The following is a 21,225-nucleotide window of genomic DNA, read 5'->3' on the forward strand; positions in this document are numbered from 1 at the left end:
TACCTTTTCACGGTTTATTTTCTGATTGGTAACTTAAAATAGACTTAATTAGGTATAATCCTTATTATTTGCTTTGAAATTTGATTTTAAAGATTAATAAATAATGTTTTTACAAAATAATCTTTTTTGATTGTTATTTTTTAAAAAAAAGTAATTTAAAGAAAAATGGCAAAACCTCAATTATTAAAAATCAAATATTTTCATTTGCTGATATGCTTCTTTTTCTTCCTGGTTTGCCTGATTTTGAACATAGTTTTTAATTACATCTGAAGTTGTTCCATCTCCTACTGTTCCAATGTAACCCCCATCACTCCAGAATTCACCCCCCCAAAGCTGTTTTTTGATCTCAGGATGTTCTTTAAAGATTTGTCTTGCTGTAATGCTTTTTATAATTTGCATGACTTTTAAGGTAGAGTATTTTGGCTCAGCACCAACAAAAAGATGGACATGATCACCATCAGTACCAATTGCATCAAACTCAAAACAATACCTATCACCGATTTCGGAGCATATCTTTTTCAAAAAGTTGATGATTACTAAATCTAAGAGAAGTTTTTTACGGTACTTCACACAAAAAACCATGTGATATCTTATTTTATAGACACAATGGTTTGCATGCCGTAGTTCCATTTAAAATACAAATGTAGCTAAAAATATAAATCAGTAATTTAACAACGGTTACCGGGGAAGTTTCCATCCCCGCAGCAAGCTGGCGGGGTATTCGACTGAAATAAATTATCCCAGATATCAAGTCAATTCCAGCTAATAGTGAAAGAGTCCCACTCATAATCTCTTGCTATTATAGAATAATACCCTTCTACTGGCATAAGATCTGGATAAACATTTCCAATTGCCTGAGTACCTGGTTTTTCATCGTAAGAAATAATCACTGTTTTAATTTCTTCTTTTTTCTTTTTTTTCGCTTAGTCTTTTAGACTCTCTATATGTATCCAGGACATTGGCTGCTTTTTGATCAAAATCGGGGTCAACTTTAGCAATGTAACAGCTAATCTTATGTGGTTTTATGTTGCTTGCATTGAGAATCTTTGAAATTGTTCCCTGATTTATCTTCGATAAATCAGGGTGTCCTTCTTTGATACAGTTCTCCCGTATATGCTTCGCAAGAAGTCTCTGAGTCCAGATTTCATGAGGATAACCAAGATCTTTTGGCTTCATACATGCAAGTGAAATTACAAAAGCCCGTGATTCGGCACTAATGTCTTGAGGTCTCCCACTTCTGGATTTGTCTACTAAACCCTCTTTAACCCCTAAATCTAAAACTCTTTTTATCCATTTTCTTACAGTTTTATAATCTACTTTCAACTCTCTGGAGATCTCAGTATCGTTTTTTCCCTGATAGCTTAAAAGTATGATTTTAGATCTTTCAACAATGCTTGCTGCTTGATTTCTAGATCGGCTGAGCTTGATAAGATAGTCTAAATCTTTTTGAGTAAATGATAATTTGGGGCGACGGCTTATACGAGACATAAGGTCATTTATCTAACAATTAATATAATTATTTTATGGATTTATATAAGAATCGAAGTACTAGTACTTCGATTCCAAAGTATGTTCATAAACCTAGACTTTTGAGTTTGCCTATATATCACGAACCTACTACAAAATAAAGGATTTATTTTGGAATCGATGCACTAGTGATTTTTAATTTTGAGTTCATCACTAGATTTTTGGCATTGTGTCCGAAATGCGCAAATGAAATAGAGAATATACATTTTCAATTCACTTAATGAGTTTATCTTAAAACCAATTTTATTCTCAAATTTTTTTAGATGGTTATAAATCACAGAAGCAAATAAGAACCGCAATGAGTTAAAAAAAGGATTAGTGGTGTTGAATTAGCGCTATTTTGACTCCATTTGGGTCTTCTAAGAAGGCAAGGGTCCCAACTGTTATTGGTATGGGTTCCATGGTGATTTTGGCACCTTTAGATTTGAGTTCTTTCACTGTGGCGTTTATGTCTTCAACATCCATTCCCACCGAAAACAGGCCAGTTTCATTTTCTGTATTTTTTATGAGCTCTATCATAGCATTCCCTTCCCCTTTCAATAATGTAGGCTCTTCGCTGTTTTGTGTGGGTTGAAGATTATTGCTTAGTTAGAAAGTAGCCAGGCTAAAAAGAGAAACATCAAGCTTGAATGTGATTTTCAACAACAAATATTTCTAAATTTTAGATCTGCTACTTCAACATTTAGGAAACGAATGTAAGTTACCCACTCGAAACAGCGAAGAGCCATAATGTAATTGTTGCTCCAGGTTGGGGATTGTGTTGGCTATCTATTTCAAGTCCCATAACTTCTGTGTAAAATTTAATTGATTCATCCATATCCTCAACTATGATGGTAGCGTATTTAACTTTCATATTATCACCATATGAATACTGTTTATCATTATTTATTAATGTTGAATTTGGTAATTTTTTATTAACGAGCCTATCCCAAAAGCTATTTTTACTCCCATACTGGGAGGCGCACATAACTATTTTCCTGATTAGTAGCTCGATTGTCCCTTTCAAAACAAGATTCAAAGAAGTAGTTTTTTGAGTTTTGGGATCAACTCATACATAGGTTTTACAGTATAAAACTGTGCATATATAGATATGAAATATAACAGGTCATGAGAGTACAGCTAATAACAACAAAACGGAATGTATTAGCGGTAAATCAGAGATAATAAAAAGACCGTAAGAGGATTAAAGATAAAAGATACAGCAAAATCCTCCAGGAAATGTAGATTTACCACACAAAGAGCTGGAGGGTAGAACTCCAGCAGGAGCATGTGGAATTGAGTCAAAGGGAGAAAACAAACGACTCATTTTGACCCAGAATGCGAGAGAGAAGGCAAAAATGAGTGAAATTTTTTTATTAAAAAGAATCGCACAATGATTAATAAGAAAGCAAAAATGGAGACCAGGGATTCTATTTTTTAACTAATCATAGCTGTTTGTCCAGCTTGTAGATTTACATCATTAACTCCATAAGAAACACTTACTTTTTCAACTTTAGTGTTCCTGAGTTTAACAAATGCTTTTATAGTTACTTTTATCTCGGTTTCTGAAACGTCGATAGTGGAATTAAAACCTTCAATTCCTTTCATTACAATTTTTGAAACATTAAAGTTTTTAGAGGCCTCGAGTAATTCTATGCCTATAGGAGTTCCATCTTCCCCCAGATCTAGTATCAAATCCCCCATATCTATCGAAGAATGATATTGTAGACTTTTATCACGGAAAAAGAAAGTATCCGTTTCGAAATCATATCTCCATAGATTAATATTTTTTTTAACTTCTGGCATTATTACCCCGTCTCCTTTTTGCTTCTTGCTGGTGAACAGTTATTATAGAAATCTTATCTGGATTAAGACTTTTACGAGATACTACTATGATCAAATCATATTTGTCATCTATGCTGTAAAAGAGTTTAAATTTATCTTTCGTTTGTTCTTCCACATGCACAGGGACTTGAGTTGACATCAGAGTGCGGATTCCATCGTTATCTGGAACTATACGGTTTTTGCGTAATTCCACCATTTCAATATAATGTAAAGTGAAAATTAAATTATTATTTTTTGCACAAGACATTACAATATCAATAATGTTCAAAAATCGCCCTCTGAATTTCCTGTTTAACCCTGGAAACTCAGTTTATGTAATTAAAAAATTTTCGTTTTTACTTTAGTAAAAAAATTGATTTAGCTTAAACCTTACATTAAAAACTATTAATTTACATATAATTATAATTTCAATTCCTATTACTCTCTTTCCTCAAACTCTGACTTTAGGTATAATCTCAAAACTTAGATGCAAAACAAAGTTTAGGTGCAAAGCCACATGCTAACAAAATTTTTCATTTTTGAAAAGACTCATCCCTGTACAAATAGCTGAGTTTCCAATATTCATCTTATTCATCTGGCATGAAAGTACGTAACTATTTGTTTTTCACGTACACTCACCTTCATTTTTTCTCAAAAACTGCTCCCAAAGCCATTCCAAGAACAGGTCCAAAAGCAGCTCCCAGAGCTATATTGTTCATCAAAATGCCAATTATCAAACCTAATGACATGCCAAGTGCAAGTCCAGAGCCCATTGCATCTTCTTTTCCGTTATCTTTATCTTTCCCATTCATTCTTACTCTTTCCCATACTTCTCTGTATTTCTGTGAACTACCCCTCCCTAAAGCTCTGGCCTAATGGCTCAAGCTTTTGAGGGAGGTGCTTCCTGCTTCATTCTCCAGAGCAACCTCTGCGAGTCCACAGGCTCTACCTCTTGTCCCAAGAGTGCAAATTTTTTGATGTTAATAGCGGCATTAATGTCTCTATCGTGGTTAGTTCCGCAATCGGGACACTGCCACTCTCTTATTTCTTCAGTTAGATCTTGATATTTGTATCCACAAACATTACAGGTCTTTGATGAAGGTTCCCATTGTCCTATCTTCAATATAGTTTTTCCTAACCATTCTGCTTTATACTGTAATTTCAGGACAAAACTATACCAACCTGCATCTACGGTTGATTGAGCACGATTGTGGTTTTTCATTATTCCCTTGATATTCAATGTCTCAATAGCTATTGCTTGGTTATCGCTTATGAGCTTTTTTGAAAAATTGTGTTGGAAGTCATGTCTTTGAGTTGAGATTAGTTCGTGCAGTTTTGCAAGCTTATGTACTGCCTTTCTTCTGTTTTTAGAGCCGATTACTTTTCCCGAAACTCTCCTCTGCAAACACTTCAGCCTTTCAAGAGAATTCTTCAGGAATTTAGGATTATCAATTTTCTCTCCTGTTGATAGTGCAGCAAATGTTTTGAGTCCTACGTCTACTCCGATGAGAGTAGCATGAGAAAAAGGTTCGGGTTCCGGTAGTTCTATTCCATCATCCGTTAAGACGCTTATATAGTATTTTCCAGTAGGAGTTCTCGATACTGTTAATGTTTTCATCTTTCCTTGAAAAATGTCTCTGTGCATCTTAACTTTTATCCAACCGAATTTAGGCAACTTAATTTCTAACTTTTCTACATTAAGATCATAATGTTGTGGAAGCTGGAAAGAAAAATGATGATCCTTTTTGCTTTTTCTTTGAGGATAACCGAATCCGAAATTGAAAAAGTTTGTGAAAGCTTTATTAAGATTTCGGCCTGCTTGCTGAAGTGCCCCGGCGTTAATCTCTTTTAGCCAGGGATATATTTCTTTTAGAACTAACAAGTGATTATTAAGATCAAATTCAGAAATACTTATTCTACAATTTCTATATAATGTAGATTTAATATTTAGAAGTTTGTTATAGACGAAACGAGTACTACCGAAGTGTTTTTCCATAAGAACTTTTTGTTCTTTGTTAGGGTAAATCCTGTATCTGTTTCCTCGTTTCATTAGCATTATATATGTTTTGAAACTATGTTAAGATTAACAGATTTGCTATCGGCAGGATGTAGGGAAGTTGACGGCTTCCATCCCCCACCTGTTCGATCCGGTAAACCGGATCTCCTGAGGAGGGGGTCTTCTCGCCTTACGAGATAAAAAGAGTTTGAAACAGAGGAGTAAATTTTGGGGTGAAGATGTTTATCTACTGGTGAAATGAAGATGCTTATCCTCAGAAGGAATTTCTGCATCTGGTAAAGTAAGAAATTTTCAGATGCAATTATGTGATAACGGATAAAATATCAAAAGATTTATCCATTTAAGCGGATACTTCCATTTAATGAATAACCATCGCGAAACGGAAAGTTCAGGTCGCATTTCAGGTCACGGTCACACTGATAATATTCCAGGTTGGGACGAAGAGCTTGAATCGGCATTTTCAGTCTATCAGGGCTCCTATATTGCAGGGAGAGTCTCATCAAGGCATAAAACAGTCTGCGAGGTTCTCATTCCGGGGGCTATTGTACAGGCAGGGATTTCCGGTGCACTCCAGAGAGTTGGGAAGCAACCGGTTGTAGGGGATTTTGTCGTTTTGCTCGACCAACCGGAACTGGGCTCACGCATGATTGTGAATATCCTGCCCAGAAGAACCTGCCTTTCAAGAGGTGCAGTAGGGGATGGAGGCGGAGAGCAAATCATTGCTGCAAATCTTGATACCATTTTTATTGTAACTGCAGCGGGAAAAGACCTCAACCTGCGAAGGCTTGAAAGATATCTTACAGTTGTCTACTCTTCCGGGGCAAATCCGGTTATTTTACTTAACAAAATCGACCTTGAAGATGACCCTACCCTGCTGGTAGAAAAAATCCAGTCTATTGCAGGGAATGTACCTGTCGTTCCTCTTAGCGCCCTTTCAAAAACCGGGCTTGATTCACTCAGCCCTTACCTTAACCCCGGTGAAACAGTTGCACTCATAGGTTCTTCAGGTGTCGGTAAATCCACGCTTATTAACTCTCTTCTTGGTGAAACCGTCCAGAAAACTGCGGGTATCAGAGAAGACGATGAAAAAGGGAGGCATACAACTACAGTCCGTCAAATGTTCCCTCTTCCAAATGGAGCGGTTCTTATAGACAACCCCGGTATCAGGGAAATCCAGCTCGGAGACTCTGCCGAAGGCCTTGAAAAAGCTTTTTCCGAGATTATTGATGCAGCCTGTAACTGCCGGTTTAAAGATTGCACTCACCATGATGAGCCGGGCTGTGCTGTCCTGCAGGCAGTAAAGGACGGGCTTATTCCTGAGGAGCGGCTGGACAGCTATCACAGGTTGACCGAAGAACTCATATTTCAGTCAAAAAAATCCGAAATCGGGCTGAAACGGCTTGAAAAGGAAAAGCACAAGCAAATTGCAGTTACTATTAAAAAATATAAGAAATTTACGGGTAAGCCGTAAGATGAATTGTATTAGAGAAGGCAAGAATCATCAGGACTCAATCATTTTTGAATTCATGGGAAGCAGGATAGAAAGCAGAGAGGGATAGTTTACATTGAGCCTTCCATGACCTACAATTATTATATGAAAAAACCTATGCTATTTCTATGTCAAGGAAGCTACGAGATTCTGCTCTTCGCCTATTGAAGAAAGCAGCCGACGAAATCGATAAAGAACGGTATAAAAAGGCCTTTGAAAGCCTTGATAAGGTTGAAAAGATTGAAGAAGAAGTGAAGGATCCTGAGATTTCATACCATCTCCTGTTTTTTAAAGGTTTTGCAAAATACAGAATTGACGAACTCGAAGAATCGCTCACACTTTTCGGAAAGGCGCTGGAAATTAGCTGGGAGCTTTTTTCAAAAGAACCGAAAAAGGAAGAGTACCAGTCCTTTATAGGAGACACGATCGGAAGCATTGGAGACATCCTTTCGAAGCTCGAAGATCCTGATAAAGCAAAAGAATACATCTATCCGATGGAAGAGATTTTTGAAAAAGCGGTCCTGGGGTTTGAGAAATTATTGGAATCGGATCCCGAAAATAAGGAGTACCTGGAAGAGTTCCTGGAAACGATCGAATACATAGGGCTCTGCTTTGAAGCCGGAGAATTAATCGAAGAAGCATCCCCACTTTTTTATAAAAGATTTGATATCATTGAGAAATTGCTCAAAGGTGAAACTGAAGTGTCCGAGCATCTCGGCAGCCTTGATGATTCGCTCATGAATTTTGGAAGGATATGCGAAGAAAAGGGATGTTTAGAAGAGGCAAAGCACATTTATAACCGGGCAATCGAAATTTACGGGAAAGTCCTTGATAAAGACCCTGAAAGCTCCGAAACCAAAGTTTACCTGAGCTACGCATACCGCTACCTCGCAGATATGTATTCGGACCAGGAAAACCTTGTAAAAGCAGAGGAGTGCTATAAAGAAGCATTGAGCCTGCTTGAAAGCGAGATAGAAGAAGAGCCTGAAAATATTCCTGTTTCTGAAAATATTGACATCTCTGAAAACATGCCAGTTTCCAAAAACATTCCTTTTTCTATGGCCCTTGCGGATATGTACAAAGACTCAGGTTTAATATTTTCAGATACGGAAGAGACTGCAAAAGCCAGGGACTACTATACGAAGGCTAGGGACACTTTCCGGGGACTGATGGACAAATACCCGGAGATTCTTGGAACCGATAAAAACCTTGCCAGGTCTTTAGACGAACTTGCAGAGCTGTTTTCGGAGATAGGAGAATTCAAAAGTGCAGAAATCTGCTATAAGGACACATTGCAGATTTATGAAAATCTGCTGCAAAAAGAACCTGAAAACCCTGAATACTCTCTGAAGCTTTCCGATGTCTACCGGGAGCTTGGAGACCTTTTTGTTGAAGAGGAAGAAATTGAAAAGGCAAGGGCTTATTATGAGAAGGAGATCGAAATCTACGAAAACCTTCATCCCACGGAAGACGATAAACTCATGTTAGAAGCTAACAAGGCTGATACCTGGAACCAGATCGGCAGGCTATATGCGGAAGAGGAGCCTGAAACTGCAGTGCAGTACCACGAAAGGGCTCTCCCCGTATTTCAAGAAGCCTTCAAATCCAATCCCGAGAGCGAATTTTTCCATGAGGGGCTCCTCGAAACCCTGACAAGTCTGGGCCTGCTGTTCAAAAATAATCGAGAATTCGAAAAAGCAATCCGTGCGTATGAAAGGGTCCTGGAAGTCCAGAAACAGCTCCTTGAGCTGATGCCTCCGGAAAGTTGTCATGATACAAACCATAGCCACGATCAGAACCATAGCCACGATCAGAATCACGATCACGATATGGGCCATGACCATTATACGGACCATGACCACGATGTGGATCATGATCATGCTCTGGATATGGAAACTACATACTTTGAACTTGCAATGTTGCATTCCGAACTTGGAAACGAGGAAAAAGCCGGTGCCTACCACAGGCAGGCTCTTGAAAGATTTGAACAAATAATTGCCGAACAAGTTGAGGACCCGGCGCTCTTAATCCTTACATCAGGCAAAGCATTCTTTTTAGGAATATCCCTTCTTGAAAAACTGGAGTCCGAAAAGAAAGACTCAAGCATTGCCAGAAAATACTATGAACTTGCCCTCAGAACTATTGAAAAATTATATGAATCCCGCCCGATGAACCTGAGGCTTCAGGAGATACTTGCCAGTTTTGCCGAACAAATAGGGGACATATACAGGGATGCCGATAAACTGGAGGAAACAATCCAGGAATACGAATATGCATACAAAAGCCTAAAGATCCTGTATGAAAACGACCCTGAAAACCCCGTGCATCTCCATCATATGCTTGGAGCCCTGAATAATCTCGGGATCGGATATTCGGTCACGGATCAGCCGGAAAAGGGAAAAGAGTGCTTTGAAAAAGCCCTTGCCTTTAACGAAAGCCTGAAAAAATCCGACCCGGAAGACCTTGATCTCCTGAAAAGTAATTTCTTGCTTTTCAGCAACTACGCAAATCTCCTTGAAGAACTGGGGGATTCCGAAACTGCAAAAGAATACCTTAAAAAAGCTGAAGAGATCGACGCAAAACTGGATGAAGAAGACCCTGAATGGGATTCCTCGCTCGAATATCTCTGACCTCGGAACCATAGAAATCTGGGCACTCACTGCCCCATTCTATTTTTTAATCAACCTCTGAAATGAGCCGGGCTGTGCCGTCCTGCAGAGGCGGTAGAGGACAGGCTTATTCCGGAAGAGCGGCTTGTCAGCTATCACAGGTTAACTGACGAACTCGTATTCCATTCAAAAAAATCCGACATCGGGATTAAGCGGCTAGAAAAGGAAAGATACCAGAAAATGGCAGTTGACGCAAAAAAAGTATAAGAAATTTACTGGGAAGCAATAAAATAAGTTTATTTTCAACACAGGCAAGATTTATCAGTCATTTATCAGTCATTTATCAGTCATTTATCAGTCATCTTAGCCTTACTTATTATATTTATACAGTCTCAGCGTGCTGCGTGAACCTTCCCGAATGAAGCAGCTTATTCCTTTCTTCCCGAACAGCGTAACACCTAAAAACAAAAAAGACTTTCTTGACTACATAGGACGAGTAAGAGTAATTAATTAGACTTGTTTTATGGAGGTACTTGAATGGCAAGTAAAGTCTATTTTGCAGACCTGAGGGCAAAAAACCCCCACGAGAGTAAGATAAGCAAGATCCAGAAACTTTTTGATGAGACAGGATTTGTCGAACTGCTGGGGGCAGAAGACCTGACTGCAATCAAGATCCATTTCGGAGAATACGGGAATGATGGCTACATCAACCCGGTATTTGTCAGGCAGATCGTAGATAAAATCCGGGCATCCGGAGCAAAGCCATTTATCACGGATACAAATACTCTTTATTCCGGGAGCCGGCATAATGCAGTTGACCACCTGACAACAGCCATAGAGCATGGTTTTGATTATTCTGTTGTCCGGGCTCCGCTTATTATTTCAGACGGGCTCAGGAGCCAGAACATTGCAGAGGTCGAGATCAGGCAGAAGCATTTCAATTCCGTGAAAATAGGATCCGACATCGTTGCTGCAGACTCGATGATCGTAATGTCCCACTTCAAGGGACACATTGTTGCAGGCTTCGGGGGAGCTATCAAGAACCTGGCAATGGGCTGTGCGCCTGCTGCCGGGAAAAGGGACCAGCATTTTCCAACAAGCCCGCAGGTGAATGAAGAAAAGTGCGTGGGCTGCGGTAGATGTGTTGAAGTTTGTCCCGCCGGAGCAGCTGCTCTTGAAGGTGAACTTTCAAGGATTGAAACTGAGGCCTGTGTAAGCTGTGGGCAATGTATGGAAGTCTGTCCGGCAGGTGCTATTGATATAGACTGGGAGCGCGATATCCCGAACTTCCTTGAATATATGACTGAATATGCATACGGGGCGGTAAAAGGAAAAGAGAGAAGGATAGGCTATATCAATTTCCTGCTTAAAATCACACCGGACTGCGACTGCGTGCCCTGGAGTGACGCCCCAATTGTGCCTGATATCGGGATCCTTGCATCAACCGATCCTGTGGCCCTGGACCAGGCAAGCTATGACCTTGTGAACAGGCAGAAAGGAATTACAGGCTCTGCTCTACAGTGTAACCACGAAGCTGGGGCTGACAAGTTCAAAGGGACCTGGCCCAAAGTAGACGGCACTCACCAGCTTGAATATGCTGAAAAAATCGGACTTGGGAGCAGGGAATACGAGCTGATTGAGATTTGAGTTAAATGATGTTTAAGTTTGTTTGATAACTCATTCACATTATTTTTTATTTTTTGTGCTTTTATGAGGGGAGAATAACTCAGCAGGTTATGTGGAACATCGCAATGGTTTTTCCTTTGCTTTTGTTCCAGAGCTTAATTGCTTCAGGGGTTGGAAGGAGTTTCGTCTTGATATTTTTTTCTTTAAAGAATTTTCTGGCTTTTTTTGAAAGCTTTACAAACCCTATTTGACCTGTTCCGATGATTACCTTTCTGGTTCCTTCTTCATAGATGTACTCCGCTTCGGCAAGAGAGATTTTATGGGATGTCCCGTAGATTTCTTTCGAGAGCTTTTTCCTGCGCTTTTCGACCTGCCCGTCCAGCCGGATAAGGATATCGTACTTAAAGGGTTTCCCTTTGACTATAACCGAACCGAAACTTGTGGCATTAATTTTTGGCTTCATGTTTTCCCCTTTCAAACAAAAAAGATCTACACCGGATGAAAAAAGGTCTCTGCAGTCTTCTCTTCCTGCAGACAACACTGTTTATGAGACCACAGGCTTATTACCCTGCACGAAACAAATGCACAGGAAACAAATTGTTGCGTTAATTTCCATAACCCACAGTCCGGAACAGGGGATTTCATATAATGATTCACGAAGCCATGTTTTATGAAAAGCTTGCCGAGAACAACGTCCGCTGTAACCTCTGTGCCCACCGCTGTAAAATCAATCCCGGAAAAAGAGGGATCTGCGGGGTCCGGGAGAACTGTGAGGGCACACTCTTTTCCCTGGTCTACGGTGCAGTTGCAAGCGAAGCTGTAGCGAATATAGAAATAAAGCCGCTGTATCATTATTACCCGGGATCCCTTGCCTATTCCGTTGGAACCATAGGCTGCAACTTCAGGTGTAGCCACTGCCAGAACTGGACACTTTCCAGGGCAGCCCCGGAGGATATTTCTCCGGAAACCCTCAGTCCCTCTCAGCTCGTCAGACAGGCTAAAATGGCGGACTGCCAGTCCGTTTCCTGGACTTACAATGAGCCCACCATGTGGTATGAATATACCTATGACGGGGCAAAGCTTGCAAAAGAAGAAGGGCTTGGGACAAGCTATGTTACTAACGGATACATCACCCCTGAAGCCCTCAAGCAGATTGCCCCTTATCTGGATGCCTTCAGTGTGGACATCAAGGCTTTTTCCGAGGTGTTCTACCGGAAAAACTGCGGGTCAAAACTGGCTCCCGTGCTTGAGGCATCCCGGCTTGCAAAACAGCTTGGAATTCATGTAGAGGTTGTAAACCTGATAGTTCCCACCCACAACGACTCTTCGGACGAGCTCCGGGAACTTTCCCGCTGGGTTTACGAAAACCTGGGGAGGGATACTCCTCTTCACTTCAACCGCTTCCACCCTCACTACGAAATGAAAGACCTGCCTCCTACCCCTATAAAGACCCTCGACAGGGCACGCTCGATTGCAATTGATGAAGGAATGCGTTTCGTTTATGTGGGCAATGTACCCGGACACCCCCATGAGAACACTTACTGTCCTGAGTGCGGAAACCTGTTGATTGCAAGGGGATTTTTTGAAGTCCAGGAGTATAACATAAGCCCTGAAAAGACCTGCCCTAAATGCGAAGAACCTATTCCTATCGTAGGGGAATATGCCGGAAACAGGAACCATATTCCGGATGCAGAAGAAAGGTGAACTAAGGATGTCATAATAAGATCAAGTTTAGTTGATTTAATGGCAAATATATTTTTTAAAAAGATAAATATAGCAGATATTCCCAGTTAATATATAAGATAATATTACCCAACTTTACTGGAGATGAACACAAGTGACCGTCTGGGAATACGATGTTAAAGAGATAAGGTTCAGCGAGTGGTCAAAGACAAAAGAAGACCTTAACAACCTTGGAGTTGAAGGCTGGGAACTGATCAAGTTTTCAAATGAGATTGATGAAGACGGCATGATTACAGCTGTTTTCAAAAGGCCGGTTGATTATGTTGATGCAGCCTTCTAAAACTTTTTTTCTAATTTATCGTTCTTAATTTGTTTTTTCTTATTTGCTTTGTTTTTCTTCTTTGCCAAATGTTCAGTCAAAACCCGGTTAAAAGTCAGTTAAAAACTGGTTTTAGAAATTCATTTAAAGTCTCAATATAAAATTTCAATTTAAATGCCCTGTCTGTATCTTTCTGCCTTTATCTTTCTGGTTTCCTGAAAGTAATCTTAAATTCCGTCCCATATTTCGTTCCAGAATTTCTTTTAAGTTCGATAGAGCCTTCAATCTGTTCTACGAGAATGTTTACAAGCTGAAGCCCAAGAGAATCTGTATTCCTGAAATCGATATTTTCAGGAAGGCCCTTTCCGTTATCTGCCACAATCAGTGTAAATTGCAAATCACTCCCTTTTTTAAGTTTAGCTGTTTTTCCTTCTGTTCTACTATCATCTAACCCATAGAGACTTATGCGGATTTCGCCCTCAGTGCCTTCCGGAAAAGCATGTTTCAGAGAATTTGAAATTAATTCGTTTACAATGATGCCCAGGGGAACTGCAGTATCCATTCCCAGAAAAACCTGTTCAAGTTCGAGATTAAGCTTAATATTTTCATTTTCGATATTATAGGACTTGAGAAGATCTGCAGTGAGCTTCCGGAGGTAAGCCGAAAACTCCAGGGTTTCCATATCCTTCCCCTGATACAGTTCTTCGTGAATTAGAGCCATGGAGACTACACGGTTCTGGTTTTCCCTGAAAGCTTCAAAGACTTCTGAGGCCTGGAAAGTTTCCCTATCATTGAGTTTATCCGCCTGAAGGCTGAGCAATGAAGAGATAACCTGCAGGTTATTTTTAATTCTATGGTGAATCTCTTTTATACGGGCTTCCTCAGTTCTGGCGAGAGCTTCTTCTGCCTTTTTACGTTGAGTGATATCACGGACAAAGCCCTGGAACTTTCCTGAGATTCCGGATTTTACAGGAGTAATATGTATGATTTGCCTGACCCATCTTATATTCCCATCCTTCTTCCTCACCTGATATTCCAGCTCCGGAGAGGAATTGGGTTCTAATTCCATCTTTCTCAGATTTTCGATAATTAATGAACGATATTCGGGCAGAACTATTTCAGTCCATTTCACTTTTCCGGAAATGAAGTCTTCTTTACTGTAGCCTGTGATCTCCCTCACGTCTCCGTCCATAAAAACCAGGGTACCCTTCTCGTCAAGTCTGAACGCTATAAGCCCCTGCATTTCCTGTAAGAACGAGCTGTATTGTTCTGTATTATATTGTTCTGTATTATATTGTTCTGTTTTGTATTGTTCTGTTTTACCCTGCAGTTTTTCAGTTGACATTATACTCTCAGGTATGGGTTTTTCCACTCCAAGCATCCTGTAAATCCTTCCCTGGTCGTCCTTCAGGAAATTAGTCTCTCTCTTCAGGGCTTCTTCCCTGAACTTAAGTTCCCTGAATAGAAGGCTGCATGGCTCAACAAAGCCTGTTTCCACGATTGCGATATAAATAAGGTAGAAAGAAAGGGCATTAAAAATCTGTCCGATAAAGTTCAAAGATTCTTCTGTGTTTGTGTAGTGAATAAGGGCAAGTTCCGCTAAAATGAACGCTACTATAGCTGCTATAAGAATACTAAAAACATGTTTATCAAATCTGTCTTTTTTCCGATACAGGAGAATCACTGACCCGAGGAATAAAAAAGAGATCAAATATTCGCTAAAGATTTTAAAAGAAGTTAGTCCGGAGCCCTCAATATAGCAGTCCGGAAAATTTCTGTACTTGAAGATTGAGAGAAGGAGAACGGCCGTAATTGCAGTATATACAATGAACACTTTCTGAGCAAACTGGCTGTTTTCAACAGGTTTTACACTCCTTTTTTCACTGCCTGAATCCCGTATAAAAAGTAATGGAGCCACAAAAAAGGAGATACTTAGCAGATACCTTATGACTATCCACAGCTGCACAGGAAGGTTTGCGCCATACCCGGGAAACACATCCATTTTCTCATATGCAAAAGCACGTAAAAAACCAAGGCAAGCTATGAAAAAGAGCGCAGTCCCGATGAATGTAAGGTACCGATTCTCTGAAAAGGTCTTTGACTTCCATACTATTATGAAAACCATGTAAGCAATTATAACATTAAAAAGACTTACAATAATGCGAAAGAGCAGGTAGTTCTCAAGACTGATCATATAGAGAATACCTGATATAATCAGGAACAGCCCCAGTTTTATGAGGGAAGGCTTGAAGGTTATGTAAGATTTTATCTCCTTACATCGCATCCTTAATCGTATCTATTGCTGTAGTATAAAAGTGTTTTCGAATTTTATAAACAGTCAATTTCAAACATTTTCAGGTTTTTCAGTTTATTTTTGTTTTATTGGCAGTTCATTTCACTTTTAATTTACTTCAACACATGACCCTGAGAGTAATACATTCAGTTAACAGCGTTTACTTGTATTGCTATAAGAAAAATCTTTTATCTTATTAAATATTACAATATTTTAGTAAAATAATAATGATAGGGGCAAATGTATCTTGAATTATCGCTTTGAAAAAAAAGATCTACCAGGTTTAGCTTGAACAAACTTAACCGGGAGATCTGGAGTCCTTTAAAAGCTTGAAATTTTCCGGTTTTGTTTCCTGCATTAACTCCATTAAAAAGAATGAGCTGATCACAGGCCCCAGATATCCTGCATTGTTAAAACCTCTCTATTAAACTGCCTCCTACCCAAGCTATCTTCACCTAAACTACCATCCCATCGACTCTATCAAACGATTTCAACTTAAATATCACTTCATCGGCCTGTAATTCTATCGTTCTAAATTCTATCAAACGTTCGTTAGTTAAATTTTCTCCCACCAAAATTGAGGATTATTTATGAATCGGAGTTTCAAATTCATTTTGATCATTTGTATGCTGTTTGCCGTAATCGGAGCAAGTGCCTGCATAGGTGAAGAAAAAGACAGGACTGCAAAAGGTGCAGGTTCCGTAGAAAGTTCCCAGGAGCTTGTTGTGGGCATAGGTACGGATGTCAGCAGCTGGTATCTTAACATGTTTGCAGCGGGCGATGCACGGTTTGTCTGGTCCCAGGTCTATGAGACCCTTGTGAGGCTGGATCCGGACCTGAACGTTATCCCCGGGCTTGCGGAATCCTGGGAAACCCCTGATGACGGCAGAACCTGGATATTTCACCTGCGTGAAAATGTGACTTTCCATGACGGGAGTCCCTTTGATGCGGATTCGGTTGTCTTCTCTTATTCCAACCAGTCCTATGTCAGGCAGGCGGTCTTAAAGCCGGTTCAGAGTGTGGAAACTCTTGATGCCCACACTGTAAAATTCGTCCTGGAAAAACCCATGCCATTGCCTTTCTACCTGACCCATGTAGCCTGGCCTGTAATGTGTCCGGGCTGTCTTGATGCGGAAGGGAATTTTGTCAAACCAGTAGGTACCGGACCGTTCATGTTTGAAACCCAGAAAAAGGACCAGGAAATCGTGCTCACAAGAAACGAAGTTTACTGGGGAGAAAAATCTCTGCTTGACAGGGTTACTTTCAAGGTAATCCCGGAGGCGGCTACGCGGGTGATTGCCCTTGAGACCGGAGAGGTGGATATGGTCATCAAGGTTCCAGAATACGATGTCGAAAGGCTCGAAGCTGAAGAAGGCATTCAGGTCCACAGGAAACTTACGACCTTTACGGACTTCCTGCAGTTCAATTGCGACAACTCTCCCTTCAATGACACGAGAGTACGCCAGAGTATTGCTTATGCAATCGATACTGAGACCCTCGTAAACGAAGTGCTTGAAGGCATCGGGAAGCCGGCAGGCGGGAGGCCCTATTCCCCTGTAATGATGTACTCAGACCCTGACCTTGAGACATATACGCAGGACCTCGAAAAGGCGGGGGCTCTCCTTGAGGAAGCCGGATGGAAAGACTCTGACGGGGACGGGATAAAGGAAAAAGGCGGAACACCCCTGCATGTGACCCTGATAGTAAGTAAAGGAGTCTGGGCAGCCAGGCATAACCCCATGGCTCAGGTTGTGCAGGGAACCCTCAGGGAAGTCGGAATGGACGTTGAGATCCAGGTGCTTGATGAAGGAGCTATAAGCAAACTCGAAAACACAGGGGACTTTGGTATGATACTCAGAAGTGGCTATTTCGTCTGGGGCCCCTACCCGAAGCACTTCTTTGTACACCATTCCGGAAGCCCGTATTCGCATTATCATAATGAGACCTATGACCAGCTCGTCAACGCGGCAGATATGACTGTTGATACACAGGAACAGGAAGAACTCTACCATTCCCTGCAGTCCTTTATGATAGAAGAAGTCCCGGCTTTTTATCTCGTGCATGAAGAAAAGGTTGTTGCAACCGGCTCTTCAGTAAAAGGCTATACCATAAGCTCTGAAGATCCCTGGCTGAACCTTTCAGGGGTCTATCATGGAAAGTGAGTGAAGAATAAAGTTCAGAAAGGCGTAAAAAATTCGGAAAAAATAAAGTTGGAAAAATGAAGTTGGAAAAAATGAAGTTGGAAAAATGTAAAATTGGAAAAATGTAGAGTTCGGAAGATACCCATGTGGAAGTACATAGCAAAACGCCTGGCAATGGTTTCTATCGTAATCGCAGGAGTTACGTTTATAGCTTTTTCTGCGATGTATTTTGCTCCCGGGGACCCTGCAGAAGTTATCGCCCTTGCAAGGTACGGGGAAGACCTGAGCGCCAGCCAGATCGGAACCCTGAGGGAAGCAGAAGGGCTTGATGCTCCTGTGCATATACAGTACCTAATATGGGTTGGGCACCTGCTCCGGCTGGACCTTGGAAAATCGCTTGTGACCTCGGAAGATGTCCTTGCCGAAATCCTCCAGAAACTGCCTGCAACCGCAAAGCTTGCAATTGCAAGCCTGCTGGTCTCCTTCCTGATCTCCCTGCCTGCTGGAATTCTGAGCGCACTCAGGAAAAATTCCCTGCTTGACAGAGGCTGCATGTTTGTTTCTCTGGTAGGGGTTTCTATTCCGAACTTCTGGCTCGGGCTTCTCTTGATCTGGCTTTTTGCCCTTACTCTCCACATGTTCCCCAGTTTCGGTTATGGAAGCCTCAAGCACTTTGTCCTTCCTGCCCTTACCCTTGGAACCTCACTTGCTGCAGTTACTGCAAGGCTTACCCGCGCAAGCCTTCTGGAAGTGTTGGGTCAGGAATATATTGTGGCTGCACGTGCCAGGGGACTTGACGAGCATACCATTCTTTTCCGGCACGCCCTGAAAAACGCTCTGCTCCCGGTTATCACATTTGCAGGAATGCAGTTTGGCTACCTTCTCGGAGGAGCCGTAATTGTGGAAACCATTTTTTCCTGGCCCGGTATTGGAAAACTCCTTGTTGACTCGATTTTTGCGCGGGATTTTTCCATGATCCAGGGATGCGTCCTTTTTATTGCAGTACTTTTTTCCCTCTCCAGCCTTGCCGTCGATATCCTGTATGCAGTGCTTGACCCGAGGATAAGATATGACAGACATGATTGAAAAAATAAAGCTCACCGAAAAGGCGTACCTGGCCGAAAAAAGGTTAGTTTTCGGGGAGTTCAGGAAGAACAGGCTTGCGATTTCAGGCCTCCTGCTTATCGCTGTTCTCTGCTTTCTGGCAATGTTTGCTCCTGAGATCGCACCCCACGACCCCCTCGCTCAGAAGCTTGACAGCAGGCTTCTTTCTCCGTCTTCCGAGTATCCTTTCGGAACCGATGAGCTTGGGCGCTGCATTTTTTCAAGGGTTGTCTACGGTACGCGCGTTTCTCTGGGCATCGGACTCCTTGTAGTTGCAGCAACGTCCATTGCAGGCACAGTTCTGGGACTGCTTTCAGGGTACATGGGAGGCTTTCTGGATGAAGCGATAATGAGAGGAGTGGACATCGTAATGGCTTTTCCGAACATCATCCTTGCCCTTGTGATTGCAGGGCTGCTGGGCCCGGGCTTTTCAAGCGTTGTCCTTGCCCTTGCCTTTACTCAGTGGCCTGTTTATGCCAGGCTTGTACGCGGGCAGGTGCTGTCCCTCAGAAAGAGAGCTTTTGTCGAGGCTGCCAGGGCTCTGCGGCCCTCAAGTTTCTACATTATGCGAAAACACATCCTTCCAAACTGCATGGGGCCTGTAATCGTTCTCGGGACCCTTGAGATTGCACATGTTATAATTTTTGCTGCAGCCCTGAGTTTTCTCGGGCTCGGGATCCAGCCTCCTGACCCTGAATGGGGCTCCATGCTCAAAGCCGGAATCCCGTACCTCCGCACAGCTCCCCAACTCACATTTTTCCCTGGCCTGATGATCATATTCACAGTCTTTTCATTCAATTTTGCAGGAGACGGTTTGAGGGACAGCTTTGGCCAGCCTGCGAATCAGGAGGTGCTGGCAAGATGAGTTATTCTATTCTCTCAATAGAAGATCTTAAAGTCTCTTTCAAAACCTCAAAAGGTACTGTAACAGCCAATGAGGGCATTTACCTTGAGATAAAGGAAGGGGAAATTCTGGGGCTTATCGGAGAAACAGGCTGTGGAAAAACTACTCTCGGAAAAGCCATTTTGAGGCTGCTTTCGGGTAAAGCAAAACTTGAAGGAAAAATAGTGTACAGGGACACGGACCTCCTCACCCTGACTGAAAAGGAAATGAGGCTCTTCAGGGGAAAGGAAATAGGGATTATGCTCCAGAACCCTTCAGCCTGCCTCAACCCTGTCCTTTCCGCAGGAAGGCAGATCGCAGAAATCTACCGATACCACGAGGGCATGGGAAAAAAGGAAGCTGAAAAAAAAGCAGGAGAGATGCTTGAGCTTGTGGGAATAAGCTCCTCCCGAGTGTGCGATTACCCTCACCAGTTCAGCGGCGGGATGATGCAGAGAGTAATGGTCGCAATAGGGCTTGCCCTCAGGCCCGGGCTCCTGGTTGCAGATGAACCTACAAAAGGGCTCGACCAGGATACGAAACTGCAGATTGCGGAACTGATTGCCGGGCTTGTCCGCAAGGAAAATGCTTCCATGCTCCTGATCACGCACGATCTTGAACTTGCCGGCAGGTTCACGGACAGGATTGCAGTCATGTACGCAGGAGAAATCGTTGAAATCGGAAAGACAGTCGAGATCATTTCTAATCCCAAACATCCTTACACCCTTGACCTGCTGCACTCGCTTCCCGGAAAAGGGCTCAGGATGGTTTCAGGGCAGCCTCCGAGCCTTGTTTCTCCTCCTTCCGGCTGCAGGTACCATCCGCGCTGCAGCTTCCGGGTTGAGGCCTGCTCAGTAGCCCACCCGGCACTTCAGGGACCTGAGGGGGAGCGCCTTACCCGCTGCTTACTCTCTGAAAAGGGCAGGAAAAAGGAAACTGCAGCACAACCTTTCCTTACTGCTCAGGCTGCTTTCAGGTGCAGGTGTGAGGGAGAGGGGATATGACACTGTTAAAAGTAGAGGACCTGAAAAAGTACTATTATTCAGGGCTGTTCAAAAAAGAGGTCCACAGGGCGGTTGACGGAATCAGTTTTGAGATCGGGAGAGGAAAAACCCTGGGACTTGTTGGAAAAAGCGGCTGCGGAAAATCCACACTTGGGAGAACGGTTTTGAGGCTGCTGGAACCCACTGCTGGGAGGGTTTTTTTTGATGGACAGGATATCTCAGGCTTCAAAGGCAGCGACCTGAAAAGCCTGGGGACAAGAATGCAGATTATTTTCCAGAACCCGGAATCATGCCTTAACCCGAGGATGAAAATCTATGATGCAATTGCCGAACCCCTGAGGCTTCACAGGCTCTGTGACAGAGACAAGGAACGGGGACGGATACAGGAGCTTATCGAGGCTGTTTCCCTTAGTGAAGAACTGCTTTTTCGCTATCCTGGAGAATTGAGCGGAGGGCAGCTCCAGAGAGTTGCAATAGCCAGAGTGCTTGGCATGAAACCGGAGTTCATAGTTGCGGATGAACCCACATCCATGCTCGACCCGCTCGTCCAGGCCCAGATCCTTTTCCTGCTCAAAAAACTGCAAACTGAGTACGGGATCAGTTTTCTATTCATCTCCCACGATATGCCGGTCGTGGAATGGATGAGTGATGAAATCGCTTTTATGGAGGGAGGAAAAATTGTCGGTTTCAGGTAGTGGTGCGGTGAGAGAATTTGTTACCACGTATC

19 protein-coding genes and 1 pseudogene are annotated in these 21,225 nt (G+C 42.2%); 10 read left to right on the plus strand and 10 right to left on the minus strand.

Annotation, left to right across the window (positions count from 1 at the left end):
• Window positions 1-183 precede the first annotated feature (183 nt).
• The 8 genes and pseudogenes from tnpA to ACZ5A8_RS10040 all read right to left on the minus strand — a co-directional run bounded on the left by tnpA (window position 184) and on the right by ACZ5A8_RS10040 (window position 5,380).
• Window positions 184-630, minus strand: a complete 447-nt coding sequence (tnpA, locus tag ACZ5A8_RS10005; protein WP_464533679.1) for an IS200/IS605 family transposase — start codon at window positions 628-630, stop codon at window positions 184-186.
• A gap of 100 nt (window positions 631-730) precedes the next feature.
• Window positions 731-1,488, minus strand: a pseudogene (locus tag ACZ5A8_RS10010) (helix-turn-helix domain-containing protein); the annotation flags it as partial.
• Between the two features lie 354 nt (window positions 1,489-1,842).
• Entirely contained in the window at window positions 1,843-2,046 is a 204-nt protein-coding gene (locus ACZ5A8_RS10015) for a VOC family protein (RefSeq protein WP_464533681.1), read from the minus strand.
• A 181-nt stretch (window positions 2,047-2,227) separates the two neighbouring features.
• Complete coding sequence (locus tag ACZ5A8_RS10020) at window positions 2,228-2,533, minus strand: VOC family protein (protein ID WP_464533682.1); 306 nt, start codon at window positions 2,531-2,533, stop codon at window positions 2,228-2,230.
• A gap of 410 nt (window positions 2,534-2,943) precedes the next feature.
• The gene (locus tag ACZ5A8_RS10025; protein ID WP_464533684.1) at window positions 2,944-3,312 is read right to left on the minus strand and encodes a DUF2283 domain-containing protein; all 369 of its coding nucleotides are present in this window, start codon (window positions 3,310-3,312) and stop codon (window positions 2,944-2,946) included.
• The gene (locus ACZ5A8_RS10030; protein ID WP_464533685.1) at window positions 3,299-3,619 is read right to left on the minus strand and encodes a hypothetical protein; all 321 of its coding nucleotides are present in this window, start codon (window positions 3,617-3,619) and stop codon (window positions 3,299-3,301) included. Before ACZ5A8_RS10030 ends, ACZ5A8_RS10025 begins: the two co-directional genes overlap by 14 nt.
• A 352-nt stretch (window positions 3,620-3,971) precedes the next feature.
• Entirely contained in the window at window positions 3,972-4,142 is a 171-nt protein-coding gene (locus tag ACZ5A8_RS10035; protein ID WP_464533687.1) for a hypothetical protein, read from the minus strand.
• A 68-nt stretch (window positions 4,143-4,210) separates the two neighbouring features.
• Window positions 4,211-5,380: an RNA-guided endonuclease TnpB family protein gene (locus ACZ5A8_RS10040; protein ID WP_464533688.1), complete on the minus strand. Its 1,170-nt coding sequence runs from the start codon at window positions 5,378-5,380 to the stop codon at window positions 4,211-4,213.
• A 328-nt stretch (window positions 5,381-5,708) separates the two neighbouring features.
• Here ACZ5A8_RS10040 and rsgA point away from each other — a divergent pair, with 328 nt between their 5' ends.
• The 3 genes from rsgA (at window position 5,709) to ACZ5A8_RS10055 (ending at window position 11,092) form a co-directional block, all read left to right on the plus strand.
• Window positions 5,709-6,818, plus strand: coding sequence for a ribosome small subunit-dependent GTPase A (gene rsgA / locus ACZ5A8_RS10045; RefSeq protein WP_464533689.1), 1,110 nt, complete (start codon window positions 5,709-5,711; stop codon window positions 6,816-6,818).
• 146 nt (window positions 6,819-6,964) lie between these two features.
• Window positions 6,965-9,466, plus strand: coding sequence for a tetratricopeptide repeat protein (locus tag ACZ5A8_RS10050; protein WP_464533691.1), 2,502 nt, complete (start codon window positions 6,965-6,967; stop codon window positions 9,464-9,466).
• A gap of 516 nt (window positions 9,467-9,982) precedes the next feature.
• Window positions 9,983-11,092, plus strand: a complete 1,110-nt coding sequence (locus ACZ5A8_RS10055) for a DUF362 domain-containing protein (RefSeq protein ID WP_464533692.1) — start codon at window positions 9,983-9,985, stop codon at window positions 11,090-11,092.
• A gap of 79 nt (window positions 11,093-11,171) precedes the next feature.
• On the opposite strand, the gene ACZ5A8_RS10060 is transcribed toward ACZ5A8_RS10055, so the two are convergent.
• Window positions 11,172-11,534, minus strand: coding sequence for an Mth938-like domain-containing protein (locus ACZ5A8_RS10060; protein WP_464533693.1), 363 nt, complete (start codon window positions 11,532-11,534; stop codon window positions 11,172-11,174).
• A gap of 185 nt (window positions 11,535-11,719) precedes the next feature.
• On the opposite strand from ACZ5A8_RS10060, the gene amrS reads away from it, so the two are divergent.
• Complete coding sequence (gene amrS / locus ACZ5A8_RS10065; protein ID WP_464533695.1) at window positions 11,720-12,775, plus strand: AmmeMemoRadiSam system radical SAM enzyme; 1,056 nt, start codon at window positions 11,720-11,722, stop codon at window positions 12,773-12,775.
• 133 nt (window positions 12,776-12,908) lie between these two features.
• Window positions 12,909-13,094 carry a hypothetical protein gene (locus tag ACZ5A8_RS10070; RefSeq protein ID WP_229391778.1) on the plus strand — a complete coding sequence of 62 codons (186 nt, stop codon included), beginning with the start codon at window positions 12,909-12,911 and terminating at the stop codon, window positions 13,092-13,094.
• A gap of 178 nt (window positions 13,095-13,272) precedes the next feature.
• Here the strand turns inward: ACZ5A8_RS10070 and ACZ5A8_RS10075 are convergent, their stop codons facing one another.
• Complete coding sequence (locus ACZ5A8_RS10075) at window positions 13,273-15,357, minus strand: MASE3 domain-containing protein (RefSeq protein WP_464533696.1); 2,085 nt, start codon at window positions 15,355-15,357, stop codon at window positions 13,273-13,275.
• A 599-nt stretch (window positions 15,358-15,956) separates the two neighbouring features.
• Here ACZ5A8_RS10075 and ACZ5A8_RS10080 point away from each other — a divergent pair.
• From ACZ5A8_RS10080 to ACZ5A8_RS10100, 5 genes are all read left to right on the plus strand, one after another.
• Complete coding sequence (locus ACZ5A8_RS10080) at window positions 15,957-17,528, plus strand: ABC transporter substrate-binding protein (RefSeq protein WP_464533697.1); 1,572 nt, start codon at window positions 15,957-15,959, stop codon at window positions 17,526-17,528.
• A gap of 123 nt (window positions 17,529-17,651) precedes the next feature.
• Window positions 17,652-18,593 (plus strand): nickel ABC transporter permease, encoded by a 942-nt coding sequence (nikB, locus tag ACZ5A8_RS10085; RefSeq protein ID WP_464533699.1) that lies wholly within the window; start codon window positions 17,652-17,654, stop codon window positions 18,591-18,593.
• Window positions 18,577-19,476, plus strand: a complete 900-nt coding sequence (gene nikC / locus ACZ5A8_RS10090; protein WP_464533701.1) for a nickel ABC transporter permease subunit NikC — start codon at window positions 18,577-18,579, stop codon at window positions 19,474-19,476. The genes nikB and nikC overlap by 17 nt, the downstream gene beginning before the upstream one ends.
• Complete coding sequence (locus tag ACZ5A8_RS10095) at window positions 19,473-20,498, plus strand: ABC transporter ATP-binding protein (RefSeq protein WP_464533703.1); 1,026 nt, start codon at window positions 19,473-19,475, stop codon at window positions 20,496-20,498. The genes nikC and ACZ5A8_RS10095 overlap by 4 nt, the downstream gene beginning before the upstream one ends.
• Window positions 20,495-21,193, plus strand: a complete 699-nt coding sequence (locus ACZ5A8_RS10100; RefSeq protein ID WP_464533704.1) for an ATP-binding cassette domain-containing protein — start codon at window positions 20,495-20,497, stop codon at window positions 21,191-21,193. The genes ACZ5A8_RS10095 and ACZ5A8_RS10100 overlap by 4 nt, the downstream gene beginning before the upstream one ends.
• The last annotated feature ends 32 nt before the right edge of the window (window positions 21,194-21,225 follow it).

The sequence above is a fragment of the Methanosarcina subterranea genome (genome assembly GCF_055385895.1).

What these genes read in the sequence shown, in the direction of transcription:
- tnpA (WP_464533679.1), bottom strand. Translation starts at nt 630, where the DNA reads ATGGAACTACGGCATGCAAACCATTGTGTCTATAAAATAAGATATCAC.
- ACZ5A8_RS10015 (WP_464533681.1), bottom strand. Translation starts at nt 2,046, where the DNA reads ATGATAGAGCTCATAAAAAATACAGAAAATGAAACTGGCCTGTTTTCG.
- ACZ5A8_RS10025 (WP_464533684.1), bottom strand. Translation starts at nt 3,312, where the DNA reads ATGCCAGAAGTTAAAAAAAATATTAATCTATGGAGATATGATTTCGAA.
- ACZ5A8_RS10035 (WP_464533687.1), bottom strand. Translation starts at nt 4,142, where the DNA reads ATGAATGGGAAAGATAAAGATAACGGAAAAGAAGATGCAATGGGCTCT.
- ACZ5A8_RS10040 (WP_464533688.1), bottom strand. Translation starts at nt 5,380, where the DNA reads ATGAAACGAGGAAACAGATACAGGATTTACCCTAACAAAGAACAAAAA.
- rsgA (WP_464533689.1), top strand. Translation starts at nt 5,709, where the DNA reads ATGAATAACCATCGCGAAACGGAAAGTTCAGGTCGCATTTCAGGTCAC.
- ACZ5A8_RS10050 (WP_464533691.1), top strand. Translation starts at nt 6,965, where the DNA reads ATGTCAAGGAAGCTACGAGATTCTGCTCTTCGCCTATTGAAGAAAGCA.
- ACZ5A8_RS10055 (WP_464533692.1), top strand. Translation starts at nt 9,983, where the DNA reads ATGGCAAGTAAAGTCTATTTTGCAGACCTGAGGGCAAAAAACCCCCAC.
- ACZ5A8_RS10060 (WP_464533693.1), bottom strand. Translation starts at nt 11,534, where the DNA reads ATGAAGCCAAAAATTAATGCCACAAGTTTCGGTTCGGTTATAGTCAAA.
- amrS (WP_464533695.1), top strand. Translation starts at nt 11,720, where the DNA reads ATGATTCACGAAGCCATGTTTTATGAAAAGCTTGCCGAGAACAACGTC.
- ACZ5A8_RS10075 (WP_464533696.1), bottom strand. Translation starts at nt 15,357, where the DNA reads ATGCGATGTAAGGAGATAAAATCTTACATAACCTTCAAGCCTTCCCTC.
- ACZ5A8_RS10080 (WP_464533697.1), top strand. Translation starts at nt 15,957, where the DNA reads ATGAATCGGAGTTTCAAATTCATTTTGATCATTTGTATGCTGTTTGCC.
- nikB (WP_464533699.1), top strand. Translation starts at nt 17,652, where the DNA reads ATGTGGAAGTACATAGCAAAACGCCTGGCAATGGTTTCTATCGTAATC.
- nikC (WP_464533701.1), top strand. Translation starts at nt 18,577, where the DNA reads ATGACAGACATGATTGAAAAAATAAAGCTCACCGAAAAGGCGTACCTG.
- ACZ5A8_RS10095 (WP_464533703.1), top strand. Translation starts at nt 19,473, where the DNA reads ATGAGTTATTCTATTCTCTCAATAGAAGATCTTAAAGTCTCTTTCAAA.
- ACZ5A8_RS10100 (WP_464533704.1), top strand. Translation starts at nt 20,495, where the DNA reads ATGACACTGTTAAAAGTAGAGGACCTGAAAAAGTACTATTATTCAGGG.